At 55.0% G+C, this 17,140-nt stretch carries 15 protein-coding genes and 1 pseudogene; 5 read left to right on the top strand and 11 right to left on the bottom strand.

Annotation, left to right across the window (positions count from 1 at the left end):
- Window positions 1-352: pseudogene (locus SMC1_RS10430) on the top strand (Fic family protein); the annotation flags it as partial.
- 671 nt (window positions 353-1,023) lie between these two features.
- Here the strand turns inward: SMC1_RS10430 and SMC1_RS01935 are convergent.
- The 9 genes from SMC1_RS01935 to SMC1_RS01895 form a co-directional block, all read right to left on the bottom strand.
- The gene (locus SMC1_RS01935) at window positions 1,024-1,293 is read right to left on the bottom strand and encodes a hypothetical protein (RefSeq protein ID WP_119085131.1); all 270 of its coding nucleotides are present in this window, start codon (window positions 1,291-1,293) and stop codon (window positions 1,024-1,026) included.
- A 164-nt stretch (window positions 1,294-1,457) separates the two neighbouring features.
- The gene (locus SMC1_RS01930; protein ID WP_119085130.1) at window positions 1,458-1,991 is read right to left on the bottom strand and encodes a hypothetical protein; all 534 of its coding nucleotides are present in this window, start codon (window positions 1,989-1,991) and stop codon (window positions 1,458-1,460) included.
- Complete coding sequence (locus SMC1_RS01925; protein WP_207799269.1) at window positions 1,984-2,739, bottom strand: ImmA/IrrE family metallo-endopeptidase; 756 nt, start codon at window positions 2,737-2,739, stop codon at window positions 1,984-1,986. Before SMC1_RS01925 ends, SMC1_RS01930 begins: the two co-directional genes overlap by 8 nt.
- 25 nt (window positions 2,740-2,764) lie before the next feature.
- Complete coding sequence (locus SMC1_RS01920; protein ID WP_165849131.1) at window positions 2,765-3,118, bottom strand: helix-turn-helix domain-containing protein; 354 nt, start codon at window positions 3,116-3,118, stop codon at window positions 2,765-2,767.
- A 190-nt stretch (window positions 3,119-3,308) separates the two neighbouring features.
- Entirely contained in the window at window positions 3,309-4,352 is a 1,044-nt protein-coding gene (locus tag SMC1_RS01915; protein WP_119085127.1) for a hypothetical protein, read from the bottom strand.
- 9 nt (window positions 4,353-4,361) lie between these two features.
- The gene (locus SMC1_RS01910; protein WP_119085126.1) at window positions 4,362-4,772 is read right to left on the bottom strand and encodes a hypothetical protein; all 411 of its coding nucleotides are present in this window, start codon (window positions 4,770-4,772) and stop codon (window positions 4,362-4,364) included.
- A gap of 729 nt (window positions 4,773-5,501) precedes the next feature.
- Window positions 5,502-8,588: a type I restriction endonuclease subunit R gene (locus tag SMC1_RS01905; RefSeq protein WP_119085125.1), complete on the bottom strand. Its 3,087-nt coding sequence runs from the start codon at window positions 8,586-8,588 to the stop codon at window positions 5,502-5,504.
- Between the two features lie 3 nt (window positions 8,589-8,591).
- Complete coding sequence (locus SMC1_RS01900; protein ID WP_119085124.1) at window positions 8,592-9,911, bottom strand: restriction endonuclease subunit S; 1,320 nt, start codon at window positions 9,909-9,911, stop codon at window positions 8,592-8,594.
- On the bottom strand, window positions 9,904-11,691 hold the full coding sequence (locus SMC1_RS01895; protein WP_119085123.1) for a type I restriction-modification system subunit M: 1,788 nt from the start codon (window positions 11,689-11,691) through the stop codon (window positions 9,904-9,906). Before SMC1_RS01895 ends, SMC1_RS01900 begins: the two co-directional genes overlap by 8 nt.
- A gap of 624 nt (window positions 11,692-12,315) precedes the next feature.
- Between SMC1_RS01895 and SMC1_RS01885 the strand changes: the two genes are divergently transcribed.
- Together SMC1_RS01885 and SMC1_RS01880 are read left to right on the top strand one after the other, a co-directional pair.
- Window positions 12,316-13,590 carry an MFS transporter gene (locus SMC1_RS01885; protein WP_207799268.1) on the top strand — a complete coding sequence of 425 codons (1,275 nt, stop codon included), beginning with the start codon at window positions 12,316-12,318 and terminating at the stop codon, window positions 13,588-13,590.
- Window positions 13,587-14,153, top strand: coding sequence for a Chromate resistance protein ChrB (locus SMC1_RS01880; protein WP_119085121.1), 567 nt, complete (start codon window positions 13,587-13,589; stop codon window positions 14,151-14,153). The genes SMC1_RS01885 and SMC1_RS01880 overlap by 4 nt, the downstream gene beginning before the upstream one ends.
- Before the next feature lie 67 nt (window positions 14,154-14,220).
- On the opposite strand, the gene SMC1_RS01875 is transcribed toward SMC1_RS01880, so the two are convergent.
- The gene (locus SMC1_RS01875) at window positions 14,221-14,667 is read right to left on the bottom strand and encodes a rhodanese-like domain-containing protein (RefSeq protein WP_165849130.1); all 447 of its coding nucleotides are present in this window, start codon (window positions 14,665-14,667) and stop codon (window positions 14,221-14,223) included.
- Between the two features lie 210 nt (window positions 14,668-14,877).
- Complete coding sequence (locus SMC1_RS01870; RefSeq protein WP_119085119.1) at window positions 14,878-15,417, bottom strand: flavin reductase family protein; 540 nt, start codon at window positions 15,415-15,417, stop codon at window positions 14,878-14,880.
- A 174-nt stretch (window positions 15,418-15,591) separates the two neighbouring features.
- Between SMC1_RS01870 and SMC1_RS01865 the strand changes: the two genes are divergently transcribed.
- Together SMC1_RS01865 and SMC1_RS01860 are read left to right on the top strand one after the other, a co-directional pair.
- Window positions 15,592-16,467 (top strand): GNAT family N-acetyltransferase, encoded by an 876-nt coding sequence (locus tag SMC1_RS01865; protein ID WP_126855138.1) that lies wholly within the window; start codon window positions 15,592-15,594, stop codon window positions 16,465-16,467.
- A gap of 85 nt (window positions 16,468-16,552) precedes the next feature.
- Window positions 16,553-17,122, top strand: coding sequence for an NUDIX domain-containing protein (locus tag SMC1_RS01860; protein WP_119085117.1), 570 nt, complete (start codon window positions 16,553-16,555; stop codon window positions 17,120-17,122).
- Window positions 17,123-17,140: the final 18 nt, after the last annotated feature.

Here is a 17,140-nt window from a genome sequence, read left to right as displayed (position 1 = left end):
GAAATCTCAATACTACGAAGCGTTGAGGATGTCTTCGAAAGACTGGCACACGAATGAGAACTCCTATTTCCCGTTCATGGAAAACTTCCTGACGACGCTGCTAGTCTGTTACAGGAAATTGAATGAACGTTTCGATATCGTTCAGGGAAAGCACGCGACCAAGGCAGAAAGGATAGAAGCCGCAGTTCTGCGCAGCATAAAGCCCATCTCCAAAAAGGATATCTCAGACCTTTTCCCGGACATCAGCCCGACGACCATTGAAGCGGCCCTGGGAAGGATGGTTAGAAACGGTGAGATCACGAAGACCGGCGGAGCACGGAGCACGAAGTACATCAAAAAGATAGGACAATAGAAATGCTATGGGAATAGTTGAGAAGTCTCTCTTCGATAACACAGATGCGAACTGCGAGCAATTCCGAGACATGAGTATGCCATGGACATATTCCGACAAATCTGCATATTCTGCTCCCCACAATATGCAGAAACGAAATCAATGATGCAGATAATCTGAGCCAAAAAGGCGAGATCGCGGAGCTCGGACAGGAGACTAACAGAGACAGGCCTTCGAGGTGGCTCCGGGAGCGAAATAGCGGCGAGCCATGCAGGGCCGCTCTGGTACAAAATCCCGCAAGAGCAATTGGTCCGCCATCGTCACCAATTACACGACTCCAGTGTCGAATTCCACGACTCTATTTGTCGCGCCCACCATGGTTTCTGCAATTAGAGTCGTGTAATTCCGGGTTCGCAAACCCGCATGGTTGCGTAGGGCACTCAGGATTACACGACATTTGTCCTGCTGACGACTCAGCCGACTTGATGATAAACGAGAGTCCGGTTTCGGTCGAAACTGGCAGAAGCGTCAGTCAGACAAAGGCGTCAGCACGAATCCAGAGAATTGGCGAAGAACCGGGGAATTCGGAAATGAACCCGGGTTTTGGGAAATGAACAGGGAGAGTGAGGGCGAAACTTGACGCATTCCACCCGGCGACTAGATGCTCGCTGAAAGACTGCCTCGTTCTGTCGCTACATCTGTTTCCTGTGCCGAACCGCAAACCAAGCCCTTCGCAGGGTGTTGCCTATCCATCCCCACGTTCTCGACGGCAGCACGACATACAGGACGCTCAGGACCACCCATAGCCAGAAGACGGGAAAGGCAAGAAAAGAGGGAGTGATCAGCAGGAGGAGTAGGTAGTAGGGACCATGCATGGGAGCGTATGGACACAGGAACAAAGATGTATAGCCGAACATCCCGCCAATGGTTCCACGCAGGGTCGCATATGTAGTGAGGAACACTGGCTCTCATTGTTGATTCTCTTGACGAGTTATGCCAACTCAGCTGCCAAATTGTTGTCGTAAGTAGAGAGCAGTTGCTCTAAAGTTGCCAAGTCTATGTCCGCGTTCGCAAGGCAACGGCGTGAAACGTTCTATGACGACACATATGGTGTGACAGTGAGTCATTACCTCGCATCTCGAAGATAGTCTGAGAATGTATTGGCTCCGATCGCGCGTCCATAGTACAGCATTCTACCCCAAACTTCCTCGCCTTCGTTAATCGTAATCAAACGCTTGTCGAGGGCTTCGACCAGGATAGCACCCGTAGTTAGATGTTGCAGATTATACTTCCTTATGTAGTAAAGAACATCACTGAGATTGTTGCTTGCAACAACACCGTCGACGGTTTTCGCTAAGGCAACGCAGGCGGCCTCTCCTTTGCCGACTGACTTGTGCCCAGGATGATATTGCAGCATCTCGAAGTACAAATCGGACGCTTCGCCTTCGTCGTCTGGTATTCTCACATTCTCAAACTTCTTTCCGTTAATGAGAACGTCTATTCGTTTCTTGAGATGCAGAACCGTTGGAGATGACAATTCTTCGTACACTTGTTCTGGAATCTTGAGCCTTCCAGGATAGAGCTTGATTAGTATCTCCTGTTTGTTTGTCCACAAGAATGCCGACAAGCAGTCTGTATCAAAGAAGATTGGCTTAGTCAACTACTTCGCTCCCAATGGAGTCTTCTTCGTGATTCAGGTCTTCTTCGTGGTTCAGGTCTTTTCTGAGGCCAGCTAGCATCCACTCATTGTATTTGCCATCTGTTATCATGTTTTTGCTTGCAAGTTCTTCAACTTGTCTGATGTAACGCCCCGTGGTTGCCATTTGTTCATTTTCTGGCGACGGAACGTACAACGTCTTTGCGTACCCTAATTCCAGAGCCGAAGCGACGACTCCATGCTTCATTTCTTCGGCTTGAGCGCTATTCAGATATCTGTCCTGGACAAGCCTATAGAGAATTGCTCGCCTACTGACCAGAAAGTGTTGCTCTAGACTGACAACGCTCTTGAGAGTCAAGACTCTTCCCTTTTCGATTTCAGGGGCAACTAATTCATACAGTATTGGGGGTGGTATCAAAAAGAGCGATGCAAACTGATCAGCTCGCTTTTCTGTGCTATTTCCACTGCCAATTACTGTCGAACACACGGTCGTCGCTGAACTTGCGTCGTAGTATAGGTGGAATAGTTCATGAGCCATTGAGAAGTTCTGTCTGCCGACGGACATTATCGAGTTAATAGCTATGACAGAACTTCCATCACCCTTGATGCACATTCCGCTTATCCCTGTTCCGAATGGATAGTGCACAACGGTCAAGTTTGGAATAGCATCACCAGCCAGCCGGATAGCATCGATAGGACTGGAAGCATCTACACCAAGACGCTTGCGCAATACGGCGGCTTCTCCGCTCAAATCCTCATTCTTGGGGGAAGATGGGCTATTCATGCAGTTCGCTATCTTTCAACATCCTTGTCATCGTATTGCTGTTGAGCGCAATCTTGGTTATGACAGCAATCGCTCGAAGATCTTGGACCGATATGTCTGTGGATCTGAATGCAATGGACAAAGGCTTTGCCTCGACGGTATCACTTGCAAGCGCCGAGATATCAACTCCCAGTAGGGTAGCTACTTGCTCAATTTGTCCAAGACTTAGGGTTCTTTCACCAGACTCGAATCTTGATATGAGGCTTTGATCCACTTCAAGATAGGCCGCGACATTACCTTGTGTCAGCTTTCCCTTTTCGCGGACATTCTTCAGCGTCGGACCAGCATTAGCAAACGTTTTGTTCATTGTGGCACCTCCGAGTGCAATAGTAGTATACACCAGGATGTCATAGAAACAACACAAAGCATCCACATTGTTATGACAATACCGTACTACTCGAAACATTGTCAAATTCCACGACTCTGTTTGTCGCACTCAGCTGCGAGTCCGAGCTCCAGCATGGATGTTCCCGGGACCGATCGGAGAGGTGCCCGGGCTACTTGGCGATAGCGCAGTCTATCAGCAACTGCCGTGCAAGAAGCTGGGTGTCAAGGACGTCAATAAGAGCGAACTTCCTGTTCTTCGGATCTCTTGACGCTCCACCGTGTCCGGAGATCTTGTTTCTCTTGTCCAGAACGCGGTAGATCACGTCGACAAGCGGCACGTCCGCGTATTTCTCTCTTCTGGAAACAAGTACTGACCACGACTTCGTAAGATCGACGTGATACATCGCATCGAACTTCCGGACAACGCGGGCCTTGTCACGTTCATCCGGCAGCTGTTCTCCGCCCCAAAGCTCCTCAATGCACTTGTAGGCGTTGAGATGTGCTGAGCACGCAGGTGCATTGCTAGGTTCGGTGACAGGTTGCAGGAGATATCCGGCCTGCCACTCGTCCAACTCGACGATGAAATCGGAGAGACTCTTGGCCAAGTAATTTGCGGCTGCAGTGAATCGTCTCGAATTGATGGTTGCTTCCTCGAACTGCAGCATCGACTTCCAGCGAAGGTCGACCTGACTGGGATATGGAGAGGGGGTCAATTGCCGGAACAAATCGAGCCACCAGAGGTCCGCGCCGAGACTCCAATCGTGAAACGCAGTGGGGAACATGTTCGTTGTGTCGATTGTGTCTCGTACGCGCCCAACCAGAGGCCACAGAGCGAACTGATTGCCTTCGCGCATTCCGCATTCCCAGACAAGGAAAGCATCACATAGTCTCGGAAGGTAAGTCTCTGCAAGTGAATAGGACACCGGCCGATTGAACTCCAGATACTGGATGACACTTTCATCCCGAGACGAGTGTTTCATCCCGCTCTCGTCTTGACTACTGACCTCGCGGCCGGTATTTGCCATGGTGACGATTTCTTTGCTGACCCGGATCTGTCCGACGGCAGCCATGAGTCCTTTCTGATCCGAATTCGGAGTAGTCGGGCACGCATATTGCTTTCCGACGGTCGTGGCACCAAAGACTGCATATCTGAGGAACCTGCGTTTTGGGGGACCCATGATGAGCGGCCGCGGCGCTCTGTCAACATTGCTCATTGAATAGACCTATCGTTTGAAGAGAACCCCAAGAAGCAACCCAACAATGAACCCAACGGATGCGCTAATTGCTGCTCCCAGAATATTCTTCGTCAGCCATCCCAGACAGGCACCTATCTTCGTTTTCGGTAGGTTCTTGGCAACATACTCTCGACCCGCCCGCGTCAGGTCAATGTTGCGAACGTCGACGATCCCGGTTCCGTTGCCTTCAAGGGACTTGCAGTCAACAAGCCCTCGTCCAAGTAATCCCTCTTCCGAGCCAACGATGTTTAGGAGAGTCCCGTCGTCGACCCCATCGAGTTTGGATCCTGCAAGTCGTACGAGATCATCGATGTTTCGGACTTTGACTCCAATATCCTTCGCATAAAGAGTGCGCAGCACGATGTCCGCGTATTCCTGGTTGCTGTGTTTCCGCTTCATGTTACCCCCTCTTCGACTACTACTGCAGTCTAGGTTCAGTGGTTTCTGACGGCAGTATAGCCAGAATCACCATGGACACCTACGCTGGGGAAGACAAGAACGCGGGGGAGTCGCCGGATCTACCCCGCACGCAGCACAGAACCGCAGGCACAGGGCCATAGACTCCAGTGGAACAGCCCCGATCTTCGACCAATGGGAGCGGCGGCAGCACGGCCAGTTGCTTGATCTGCGCGGATGGAGCCGATGATACGGATCAACCTGGTTCAGCATTGTCCAGGAATTGTCACAGTCCGTGGAACAGGTAGAATTGACACGCGACCCGTCGGTGTGGGGCATTTCCGGAAGGACCGGTAGAGATGAGGTAACTACCGGCGTTTGACGAGTTCGTGTGCACTCCCCTGCCCTTTGGCTGGTACCGTACTGGCGCTGCCCGAGCGGACAGCCACAAGTATGGCGCAGACTGGCCGAACGATCTGCCGATGGCCGGAGCAAACACATGCACTCGACAAACCCTCTCAAACACAGCACGAACCATTACTGAGAAGCAAGAGTGTCCTTCTACCGATGCCTCCATTGCGAAACGTCACGGCTCCGGAGAATGCACTGTGTTGTCAGCTGATACGACACAGCATGAAACGTTCAGCGGCAGCCCGGACCAATCGCACGGGCTGCCGCATACAAGGTCGCCAGCTAGTCATCGATCGCTTGCCGCCGGTACAGGCGAGTCCACTAGGCTTCTCTGTCGCCTTGCTGGGCGTTGAGTCCGTTTCGGATCTCCTTGTACAACGATTTGCCAATCATCGTCATGAAGATCCGGTATTTCTCGGAGTCTTTGAACAGGTTGGAATAGGCTTCGGTGCTTTCAACGTACGACTTCTGCGCAACGTCGTCGAAGATCTTTGGGAACACGTTGTTCACGAAGATCTGCTCGATTTCCGAAGATGCCGCCCTGCGCAGCTTCTTGCTGGCCCTGAGCTTGTTGTGGAGTTGTGTGATAATCACGCGGTCAGCGTCCATGAATTCGCCATGGTACTCGGTGTTGATCTTCTCGATGACTTCCTCCAGTGCACTCTTGCGATCGTCTCTGTTGCCAGTCTCCTTGATCTCTGCTGGCTTGATTTCGCCTGGCTTCTGCGTCAGGGGGACGGATCCACTAAACGTCTGTTCGAGCCGGTAATATTCGAGCTGAACACGATCATCAAGGTTGAACGGTGTCTCCTTGTCTGCCGGCAGTAATCGCGAAAGATAGCTGCAGAACACGTACTCCTTGTGCAGCTGCTTGTCAAACATGCGCGAGATCTGGGTGATGTAGTTGTACCACTTCACGAAGTTCCGTATCAAGCGTCGGAACTGATACCGTTGCTCCTGGTCTAACTCGTTGTACGCTTTCGCAACCGGCAGTAGAGCGTTTGAGATCCTGGACTGGTTGCTGCCGACATGCCTGTCGCCAGGGTCGAAATAGATGGCGCTGACTGTCTCGATGTTGCCGTCATCATAGACACCGAATTCCCTCAACTGCTTCTGAGTCCTGTAGATCAGATCGACGTTGATCTCCTCGGAGAGAACCGTCTCCTGATAGTAGGGCTGGAAGGCCTTCTGGATGTCGTCGGTGGTATTCACGAAATCGAGGATGAACGTGTCCTTCTTGTCAGGAGGATATATCCGGTTGAGGCGGCTGAGCGTCTGCACAGCCTTCACGTCGCGCAGCTTCTTGTCCACGATCATTGTATGCAGCAACGGTTCGTCGAATCCGGTCTGGTACTTCTCGGCGACGACCAGAATGTTACCCTCATCATGGAATACCTGCTTGGTCTGGGCCTCGCTGACGCGGTGCCCTCTGTGATCCTTGTTCATGCCGGTCTCGCCGTACTCCGGACCGCCGTTGCTATCCGGGTCGGTGATACTGCCGGAAAAGGCGATCAGGATCTCGATGTCGTTGTAGTTGTTTGTCTCAAGGTAACGTTTGATCTCATGGTAGTACCGCACTGCCGCGAGACGCGAAGCGGTGACAACCATCATCTTGCCGCGCCCACTGATTGCGTGCCGTGTCACACCGCGGAACGTTTCGACAATGATGGCCGCTTTCTGCTGCAGGTTGTGAGGATGAAGTTCCTCAAATCGCCGAATCGTTTTGAGAGCTTGCCAAACAGGAACTTCGGGGTTGTCTGGCGTGTTCTTGGCGATCTGGTAGCACATCCGATACGTCGTGTAGTTGGCCAGGACATCCAGGATGAATTCCTCCTCAATAGCTTGCCGCATCGAGTAGACATGAAACGGATGGAACGAACCATCGCGGTACTCATCGCCGAACATTTCGAGCGTCTTGTTCTTGGGCGTTGCCGTGAACGCGAAGAAGGACAGATTCTTGTGCTTGCCATGAGCAAGCAACTCCTTGACAAGGGCGTCTTCGGCATCATCCGTTTCCTCTTCGTTCCGGGACTCTAGCTCCTCGTACTCCTTCAGCGCGTCCGTCGTGTCTGCCAGAGCGATCTTGAGTTTCGCAGCACTGGTGCCGGTCTGGCTGCTGTGCGCTTCGTCGACGATGATGGCAAAAGCTTTGCCAGTTACATCGCTTACCTCGTTGTAGATGATGGGGAACTTCTGAAGCGTTGTAACGATAATGCGCTTACCGTCATTGATCGCGTCGCGGAGGTCTTTCGAGTTCTTCTTCTCGTCAATCGTCACGACGCTGCCCAGCGTGTGATCGAATCCCGAGACTGTCTCCTGTAGCTGCGCATCGAGAACGGTGCGGTCGGTGACGACGATGACACTCGCGAACACGGGGCGGTTGTCTGCGTCGTGGAGGCTGGCAAGACGGTATGCCGTCCACGCGATACTGTTGCTCTTGCCGCTTCCAGCACTGTGCTCCACAAGGTAGTTCCTGCCAGGACCCTTTTCTCGCACGTTGGCAATCAGTCTGCGGACAACGTCAAGCTGGTGATACCGCGGGAAGATCAGCTCCTTCGTGGTATGGGTTCGTTCAGCCCCATCCGGCTGTATCTCATGCTCGGTCTTGACCTGGTAGTGGATGAACTTCTGCACGATGTCTAGCAAACTATCCTTCTGCAGAACGTCCTTCCAGACGTATGAGGTTACGTAGTCGCCATCAGATGCCTGCGGGTTGCCCGCACCGCCATCCTTTCCGGCGCCGTTGCTGCCTTGATTGAACGGCAAAAACGTCGTTTTCGCCCCGTTTAGCTTGGTGGTCATGAATGCCTGATACAGGTCCACGGTGAAGAAGGCCAGGACGCGGTGGTTGAGTCGAAAGACCGGCTCTTTCGCATCGCGTTCAAACATCCACTGTCTCTTCGCGTCATCAACGCTCTGCCCGGTCAACTGGTTCTTCAATTCGATGGCAATGACGGGGATGCCGTTCACAGCCAGAATCATGTCGACGCTGTTGGGGTTCTGGACCGAGTAATGCCATTGCCGGATGCACTGGCAGACGTTCTGTTGATAGTGCTCCTGTGCTGCATCATTCAGCGTTGATTCCGGTTTGAAGTAACAGACCCGGAACTCGATGCCGCGGTGTTTGAACCCGTGCCGCAGCACAGAGACTAGACCATTCGCCTCAACGGCGTCCTCGAACACCTTGTAGAACTTGTGCACGGGGTCCGAACCGCACTGCCGCTCAAATCGCTGCCATGATATGGGCTGCGTGCTCTTGACGAAACTCACCAGTGTTGCTATGTCCAGAGCCATGCCAGCACTCTGAGCGCTGCGGTAGCCGCTGTCATCCGCCTTCGTCCAACCCCCGGCGGGGGAGATCATGAACGCTTCGAAATCGACTTCGAATTGCTTCTCGTTATCGGACATGGCCTATGCGACCCTCCGCTTGCCGGTGACGACTTCGTAGATGAGAGACTTCTTGTAGGATTCAAGGTCGGAAGTCATGGACTGCTTCTCAGAGATCAGGCCGTCTATCCTTGCGCAAATCGAGTTCAGGTAGGATACGATCGCGGATCTGTCCGGCTCCGGAGGAAGAATGACAGTGCAACTCTTCAGCATTCGTTGAGTAATGCTGAACACCTTGATCCCTGTCGCCCTTGAACGGAGTTGGCTCCTCCAAGGATCGCTTCTGAACAAGTAAGCAAGGTATGTTGACATGGTCTTGTCGTTTGGACGAGCAACAATGGTATGGTAACCGGCGAAAACTGCCTCGTGCCTGTCCATAAGCACGGCATTTCCCATCCCTTCCAGATCCTCAGAAGTGTCTGCAAACACGATATCTCCATTGTAAATCAGCGACCCGACATTTGTGTTCAGGTACGACGATGCAACATGCCGCAGTAGTGAATCGTCAAGGCACGTACCCGTGTTGGTCTTGGCGTGGATCTGACCATAACTTACGACGAGAACACCATCTTCTGTCAAATCAGCTTTAGTTATTGGCAATCCTCTGCCAAAAGAAAACAACACCTTGAGATTCCCTCGATTCCATGTCAATGGAATCTCTCCAATCCATTCGACCCCACTGTCTTTCATCGGCACGTTCGGATCGAGCCCTTTGGTGACTGCTTGGGTGATGACCGATTGTTTGAGCAGTTTGTACTCCTCGATGCTGGCTTTGGTTTCGGCGACAGCAATGTTGATGTCAGCGCAAGCAGAATCGAGATAGGATGACATCTCCTGCTGCTCAACAAGCGAAGGACAAATCAGAGGGACGCGCATGAAGTCTCCGATTCCCAGGTCCCACTGTCCAACTCGCATTCCAGTAGAGAGCCGTTCGAAGTCCTGCGCATATGCATCGCATCGAAGCAAGTAGTGGATGAACCGCTTGTCCACTTGTTCTGATATGAATTCGCATACGTAATACGCTGGACTCACTATGCCTTCATATCCCGATATGGCCAGCGAACCTTGCCACGCTTTCATCTTGTTGATCACCAGATTGCCAACTCTCACGAACTTGTACTGCGTTGTGTCCTCAGATGTGACATTGTGATTGTCATTGCGCGACGCCTTCGGCAAGACGCCCCAATCGCGATACAGGGAAAGAACCTCGGCGTCAGGATGGTTTCTCTCTGAGACATTTCGGAATATCGACCGTAAGCGCAAAATCCGCCAGTGAGTTGGAATCTCGCCTACCCACTCGATCCCGCTGTCTTCCATGTGCGGATAGCTACGCACCTTACTCATGGTCCTTTCCAAACAGGGCGTGCAGCTTCTCGATCAACACGCGCTCATGCTCTTCGATGCGTTTTGCAATGACGCCGGCCGGTTCCAGCTGCTTGTATTCGTAGAACGTTCGGGTGAAGGGGATCTCATACCCTACCTTCGTCTTGTTTCGGTCGATCCATGAGCCGGGGTTGTATGGCAGCACCTCGCGTTCGAAGTACGCGTCGATATCCTCGTCGAGTGGCACGTTCTCGGTATCACGCTTCTGGGAGTCAGTAGCGGGCTTGCCGTTCTTGAGGACATTCTTGCCATGTTCGTTCAGCAACGGGCTCTCGACGGTGATCTGATTGTAGCCGAACGAGACCGCGTCCAGCATCTTGCTCTTGCAAACAACGGTCTTGCCATCCTGCGTCTTCGCCTCAAACGCGCCATCGCGGTAATCGCCGTACACCTGCACGATCAGATCGCGCGCCGTTTCAGTGATGTCAACCCGTTTGTTGCCGATGGGTTTCCGGCGGTTCTCATAGCACGCGCTGGCGTCGATCAGTTGCACCTTGCCGACACGATCATTTGGTTTACCCTTTGTGATAATCCAGACGTAGGTAGCGATGCCAGTGTTGTAGAAGCTGTCGTTGGGTAATTGTACAATCGCGTCCAACCAGTCGTTCTCGATGAGATAGCGACGAATCTCACTTGGCCCGCTCTCGGCATCTCCCGTGGACAGCGACGAGCCGTTCTGGATGATGGACATACGGCCGCCTTGTTTCAGCTTCGCGATGCCGTTGAGCATGAACAGCATTTGCCCGTCACTCTTTGCCGGGAGACCGGGGCCGAATCGTCCGGACGGTCCCTTCTTGTGCTCTGCCTCAACCGCGGCGGCCTCGCGTTTCCAGTCGATACCGAACGGCGGGTTGGAAATGCAATAGTCGAACTGATACCCATTGAACTTGTCATCATTCAGCGTGTCACCGAATTGCATGTTGTCCGGGTCGCCGCCACGGATAAGCATGTCAGCCTTCGCTATGCCAAACGTGAACGCGTTGAACTCCTGTCCGAAGCAGGTGACATCGGCATCCGCATCCAGCTGCTTGAGCCGTTCTTCCAGGCACGTCAGCATCTGGCTGGTACCCATCGCCATGTCATAGACGGTCTTGGTAATGCCGTCGCTGTCCATGAAGGCATGCCGGTCGTTCGCCACAAGAAGGTCGCACATGAGGTAGATGATGTCACGGCTGGTGAAGTGCGCTCCAGCCTCCTCATCGTAACTCTCAGAGAATCGCTGTACCAGGTTCTCGAAGATGTATCCCATATCGATTGCCCGAATCCTGTCGGGGCTCATGTTCGCCTTGTCAGAGCAGAAATCCGTGACGACCTGGTACAGCACCTTGGCTTCTACCATGCGTTCGATCTGCGCGGAGAAGTTCATGCGGCCCAAGATGTCCTGCACGTTGTCCGAGAACCCGGCGATGTAGGCCCGGAAGTTGTCCTCGATGTTGGCCGAATCAGCCTTCAAGGTGTCGAACGTGAAGGGGCTGGTGTTGTAGAACTGATACCCTGACGCTGATCGCAGGAATCCGTCCTTGACGGCCAAGTCCTCGATCTCGGCATATTTGTCCAGCACAGCTTGGTGCGTGGGCAGCAAGCAGTCGTGGAATCGCTTGATAACCACCATGGGGAGGATGACAAGACCGTATTCATGGGGCTTGTAGGCTCCGTACAAGGTGTTTGCAACGTTCCAGATCAATGCAGCTTTCTCTTGAATGTTCCTGCCGACGACCGCTATTCCCTCATCACTGGTCATGAATCGCCCTCTTCTCCCATCAGTCTTCTCTGCACCACCGAGAGCTTGCTCTTCCAAGTGCAATAACTATAGCACGCCGGAGCGCAAGGATAGCCGCCATCTGCCGAGTCCATACTGCCCCGCAGGCTGTCAGCCATGCTCCAGGGCTTCGATTCGAAACCCAGGTTTGCTCCTGTCGTACTACCCTTTGTCTTTCCGCGTGCCATGTTGCCCCCTTCGGCGTTAGCTATCGAGACAGCCGCGCCGTGCTTTCTAATACCAGTGTAGCATCATCAACGAATTCTAGCCACGGGGAGAGGCCAAAGAAGAGAGACTGGGAAGGGAGCGACACTCTGGACACTTCGGATCGACGATGTCATCACTGCCGCAGACGCCGACGCAATCAGTGTTGGATGCGATGCTGAAGCTCATCCCGTCACTGCGGATATCATCAATTACCCGACTCTTTTGTCAAATTACCCGACTTAATGTCAAATGACCCGACTTAATGTCAAATGACCCGACTTAATGTCAAATGTTCCGACTCTAATTGTCGCGCCCACACTATTTGCACTCCCCACTTGACGTCGTGTAACGGCGGATATACTGTAACGACAGTTACATGTATCACGTGAGAGGTGCTGTGTGGAAAACGCAGGTGAGGTGAACGCGCCGGTGGAGATGGGACAGGAGAAGCCGCAGCGCAAGTTCTTCGGGCTGAGCCAGAACGTCTTCGTCTTTGGCTTCGTTTCGATGCTGACGGATTTCAGCAGCGAGGTGACGGTCAAGATCCTGCCACTGTTCCTGGCCAATGCGCTGGGCGTCAAGCCGGCGATCATCGGGTTCATCGAGGGACTGGCGGAGTCGACGGCCACGATCCTGAAGTGGGTCTTCGGCTGGCTGTCCGACAGGATGAAGAAGCGCAAGTGGCTGGCATTCAGTGGCTACGCCATCTCCAATGTCACAAAGCCCCTGCTGTATTTTGTCAGCTCGTGGCCCTTTGCCGCATTCCTGCGCTTTGCCGACCGTACCGGGAAGGGAGTTCGTTCGTCCCCCAAGGATGCTCTGCTAGCCGACTCGTCTGAGAAGAAGAAACTGGGCCGCTCCTTCGGGTATGGCCGCTCCATGGACACGCTCGGGTCTGTCTTCGGCATGCTGGCCGCGGCCGGCATGATTGCCGCCAGCGGCTCTGCGGCGGCGATGACGCTGACACGCTCGATCTATCAGAAACTGATCATCATGGTAAGTATCCCCGCCGTTCTGGCTCTTCCCCTGATTGCCGCCTTCGTTCGTGAGAACGCGCCACGGACGGGAAACCCCAGGACGCTGAACCTTTCGCTTTCTGGATTCGACTGGCGTTTCAAGACGTTTCTGATCATCATCGTCATCTTCACGCTGGGCAACAGCAGCGACGCGTTCCTTATGCTCAAGGCGCAGAAGGCCGGTCTGGATATCGTGCAGATCTTCCTCATGCTGGCCATGTGGAAGGGCGTGACGTCGGCATTGTCTATCCCTGCCGGCATCGTGTCGGACCGCATTGGGCGCAACCGCGTGATCCGCGCCGGCTGGCTGGTGTATGCCCTCGTGTACCTGGGCTTCGGGCTGGCCACACAGGGATGGCAGGTATGGGCGCTGTATGCCCTGTACGGTGTCTACTACGCCATGACGGATGGTGTCGCGAGCGCGCTGGTCGCCGACCTCGTCCCGCAATCCGAGAAGCGCGGCACCGCCTTCGGCCTGTACAACGCCGCTGTGGGAGTCAGTGCCTTGCCTGCCAGTGTCATTGCAGGCATCCTGTGGCAGCGTATCAACCCGAGTGCCCCGTTCATCTTCGGGTCCATCTTGGCGTTCGTGGCCATGATTGCCCTCACGGTCCTGATGCGAGCTTCAGCCGGCACGAACCCGACGGCCGTGGCATGAAGACCTGGCTGACTATCACGTACAAGGTCCCCACAGAGCCCTCACGCACGCGTGTGTATCTGTGGAGGAAGCTGAAGGAGCTGGGAGCGGTCTACGTCCAGCAGGGGGCCGCCGTCTTGCCGATGACGGAGACCCTCCTCGCGCAGGTGCTCGCTCTCAAAGCCGAGGTGGTGTCCAGCGGGGGTGAGGTTCTCGTCGGGAGGATGGAGTTCGTCGAGGAAGAAGACGATGCTCGTGTGATTGCTGCGTTTCAACTGCAGCGCGACGGTGATTACGATGAGATCGTGGAGCAGTGCGAACGCCTGGTGTATGAGCTGGACCGCGAGACCGAGAAGGAGAAGTTCACATACGCCGAGATCGAGGAAAACGAGACCGAGCTGACTCGGATTCACAAGTGGATGGAGCGCATCACTGCGCGGGACTGGTTTGCAGCTGCCGGCCATGCGCGCGCGCAGCAGGCAATCGACGATGCCGAGAAACGCTCAGGCACGTACACCGAAGAAGTCGAGCGCCGCCTAGGTCATGCTATCGACGTCAACCTGCCACGCGGGGCACACTCCTGAACGGCGGACGACAGGAAATGCAGAAGCCCCAGCTACTTGTAACCGGGGCTGTCGTCGTCTATGGGGATCAGGGTTGCTTTTCGGTGTAGCCGCCATTCGCCACCCACGCGTCATACCCGCCAACCAGGCGGTTGATAACGGTGAAGGAGCTTGCCAGCAACATGTTGGCCGCCTTCTTGCTGGATTCCTCATCGTGCGAGTAGACGACGAAGTGCTTGCTGGCATTGAACGTGAAGTTGCCGTTGATGATGTCCTGCAACTTGTCCAGCGGCGTGTCGAGTGCACCCACGATGTGCCCCTGGGCCCACTTGCCAGATACGTCAATGATGACGAGGTCACGGTCCGTCTGGATAAGCTCTTCGACCTTTTTGGCATCGACCTCGACAATTGTTCGGTTGGTGTCTCCTGAGGTATCCAGGCCTGGATTGGTGGTCGCAGGCTGCTTGGGCGCTCCGCACCCCGCCAGACCGACGACAAGCACCAAGAGTGTCACTGCAACAAGTACTTTCTTCATTCGCATCTCCTTCTCTCCCGAACTCGATGTGTCGAGATCAGATCAGTGCCCATCGGCCGAGGCTACGGCGAGTGCTCTGCTCTCGTATTCTAGCTGAAGGATAGAGTATCGCGAGATTTCTACAAGGGCAAGTGCGAACGAACGCCGAACTGTTTCGTCACGCTACGGCGTCAGGGAGCGGTTTGCGGAGGGGTCGACCGGAAACCACGGCTACTTGCGCGAGAACCCCATTGGGCCGATAAGGTCCCCCAGCTTCCAGTACTGCCCGCTCACGTAGCAGACTGGGTCCAGGGCACGCCCGCCTTTCTGAACGCGCTCGTCCATGTGGACGGCGACGACCTCGCCGATGAACAGGTCGTGGCTGCCGAGGTGCAGGGTCTGGCGCACGACGCACTCGATGTTGAGGGGGCACTCTGCCACCAGAGGCACGGCTGTGGCCGTTCCTTGTTCGCGGGTAAGAGCGCTCAGCTCCCACTTGTCGGTATCCTTGCCGGACACGTTGCCGCAGAAGTCGAGTTCCCGGGCGTGTGCAGTATCGGCCACGTTGACGACGAAGGCGCCTCCCTCGACGATGAAGTGATGCAGCCAGCGTTCCGGACGGACGCCGATGCCGATCATCGGGGGTTCCGAGCACAGCGTGCCGACCCAGGCGAGGGTCGTGACGTCAGACGATTCCATCGTGCCCGCAGTCACGAGGACTGCCGGCGCCATACTCAGCGCTGTCGATGGTGCTTTGACAAGTTTGGCCATGTTGTCTCCTGAACGGTCTGGCAGAGGCGCACCAGACTCGTATTTCCAGTATAGTGCAACATGGTTGCGTTGGAATGCCCAGTGCGTAGAATAAGGGCAGGAACAGCGTTGCCGTGCAGCCACACCAATGCTCCGGCGACAGGAGGTCGACGATGGCTAACATGCGAGGCCTAGTTGAGCAGGCATTGGGCGATGATCACGGCGGTCACGAAGAGGAAGAGGACTGAGATGGCTCTGGGCAACCTGACGATGGATGCCGGCGCCTGCCTCGTCAGCGAGGAGATGGCGCAATACTTCCTGACCGTGGACGGCCAGCCGGGAACGTACATCCTGGGGGACGCGTCCGCTTCCTCTGTGCGGGCGCCGCAAGTCGACTGCAATCGCATCTTCAGGGCTCGTCTCGGTGCGGACACCGCCGATCAGGGCATCGAGCGGCTCCTGCTGCCGTTTCGGCGTGCCGCCGTGCCGGTCACCTGGTATGTCGACGGCTGTTCCAGACCCAACGACCTCACGACACGGCTGGCGAGTCATGGGCTTGAGCTGCAATATTCCTGGACGGGTATGGTCCGCTCGCTCGACGATGTAGAGGGCGTAGAGGAGGCGCCGTCGGACATCACAGTAGTCGAATCAGTCTCCGCGGATGAACGGGAGCAGTGGATGCGCGTCGTGCTCGAAGGGTTTGGCTTGACACAGTTTCATGACCTGGAGTCGATGCTTACGGAGACCGGCGTCCTCTCCGGCCGCTGGCATCGTTTAACGGCATTGCAGGACGGGACCGGGGTAGGTGGCGCACTGTTGTTTGCAGGTGACGGCGTGGCGGGACTGCACTGGCTTGGTGTGCCTCAGATGTTCCGAAAACGTGGAGTGGGCATCCTGCTCACCCGGCAGGCTCTGGCCCAGGCGGCTCGTATGGGCTACTCGCATCTCGTGTTGCAGGCGAACCCCGAGGTCGTGCAGTTATATGTTCGGCTTGGTTTCGACAGTGTTGGAGATATCGCCGTGTTCGACTGGCGTCCCGGGATCGGCGCGTTGACAGTGGAACCGGACTAGCCACGGCGAGCACTGCGGCGAAAAGGTACTATGCTGATACCGTCTGTCCAGCGTGTCGTGCTGTGGACGGTAAGGAGACAGGGACATGAAAAAGACAGGGGAACGCATCATCGGGAAAGGCAACTGGCTGGTCCTGCGCGAAGACACCTTCGTGAGCGAAAGTGGCGAAGAGGTGTATTGGGAGTGCATTGCTCGCACTTCGGACACGTACGTCGTTGTGGTCGTGGCACGGCTGATGCCGAGCGGACGGTACGTGCTGCTGCGGCAGTATCGCCAAGCCATCGAGAATACCGTCATTGGGTTCTGCGCGGGTGTTGCGCCGGCGGGAAGCGACCCCGAGGTCGAGGCTCTGCGCGAATTGCGTGAAGAGACGGGATTCGTCGGCCACATCGTCGCATCGAGCGGCCCCTTGAAGGTGAACGTCGGGATGTCCAACGACGACCAGTATATCTTCAGTGCCGAGATCGACGAGACGGACCCGCTTAATCAGCATCCTCAGCAGGAGCTGGAGCCGAGCGAGGAAATTGAGGTCGTCCTGTTGATGAAGGATGAGATTCCAGCCTTCCTCCTGAGCGAGCAGGCGGCGGGTCGAACCGTGGGGCCGGGTGTCTGGTACATGTTTGGGGCACTGGCCACCCTGGCGCGGTATGCTTGAACCCGTCAGTCACAGGTG

The organism is Candidatus Cryosericum septentrionale (assembly GCF_003570995.1).
GTDB classification, from domain to species: Bacteria; Caldisericota; Caldisericia; order Cryosericales; family Cryosericaceae; genus Cryosericum; species Cryosericum septentrionale.
The sequence above is the reverse complement of the archived record's forward strand: the minus strand, read 5'-3'. Positions and strand labels throughout refer to the sequence as shown.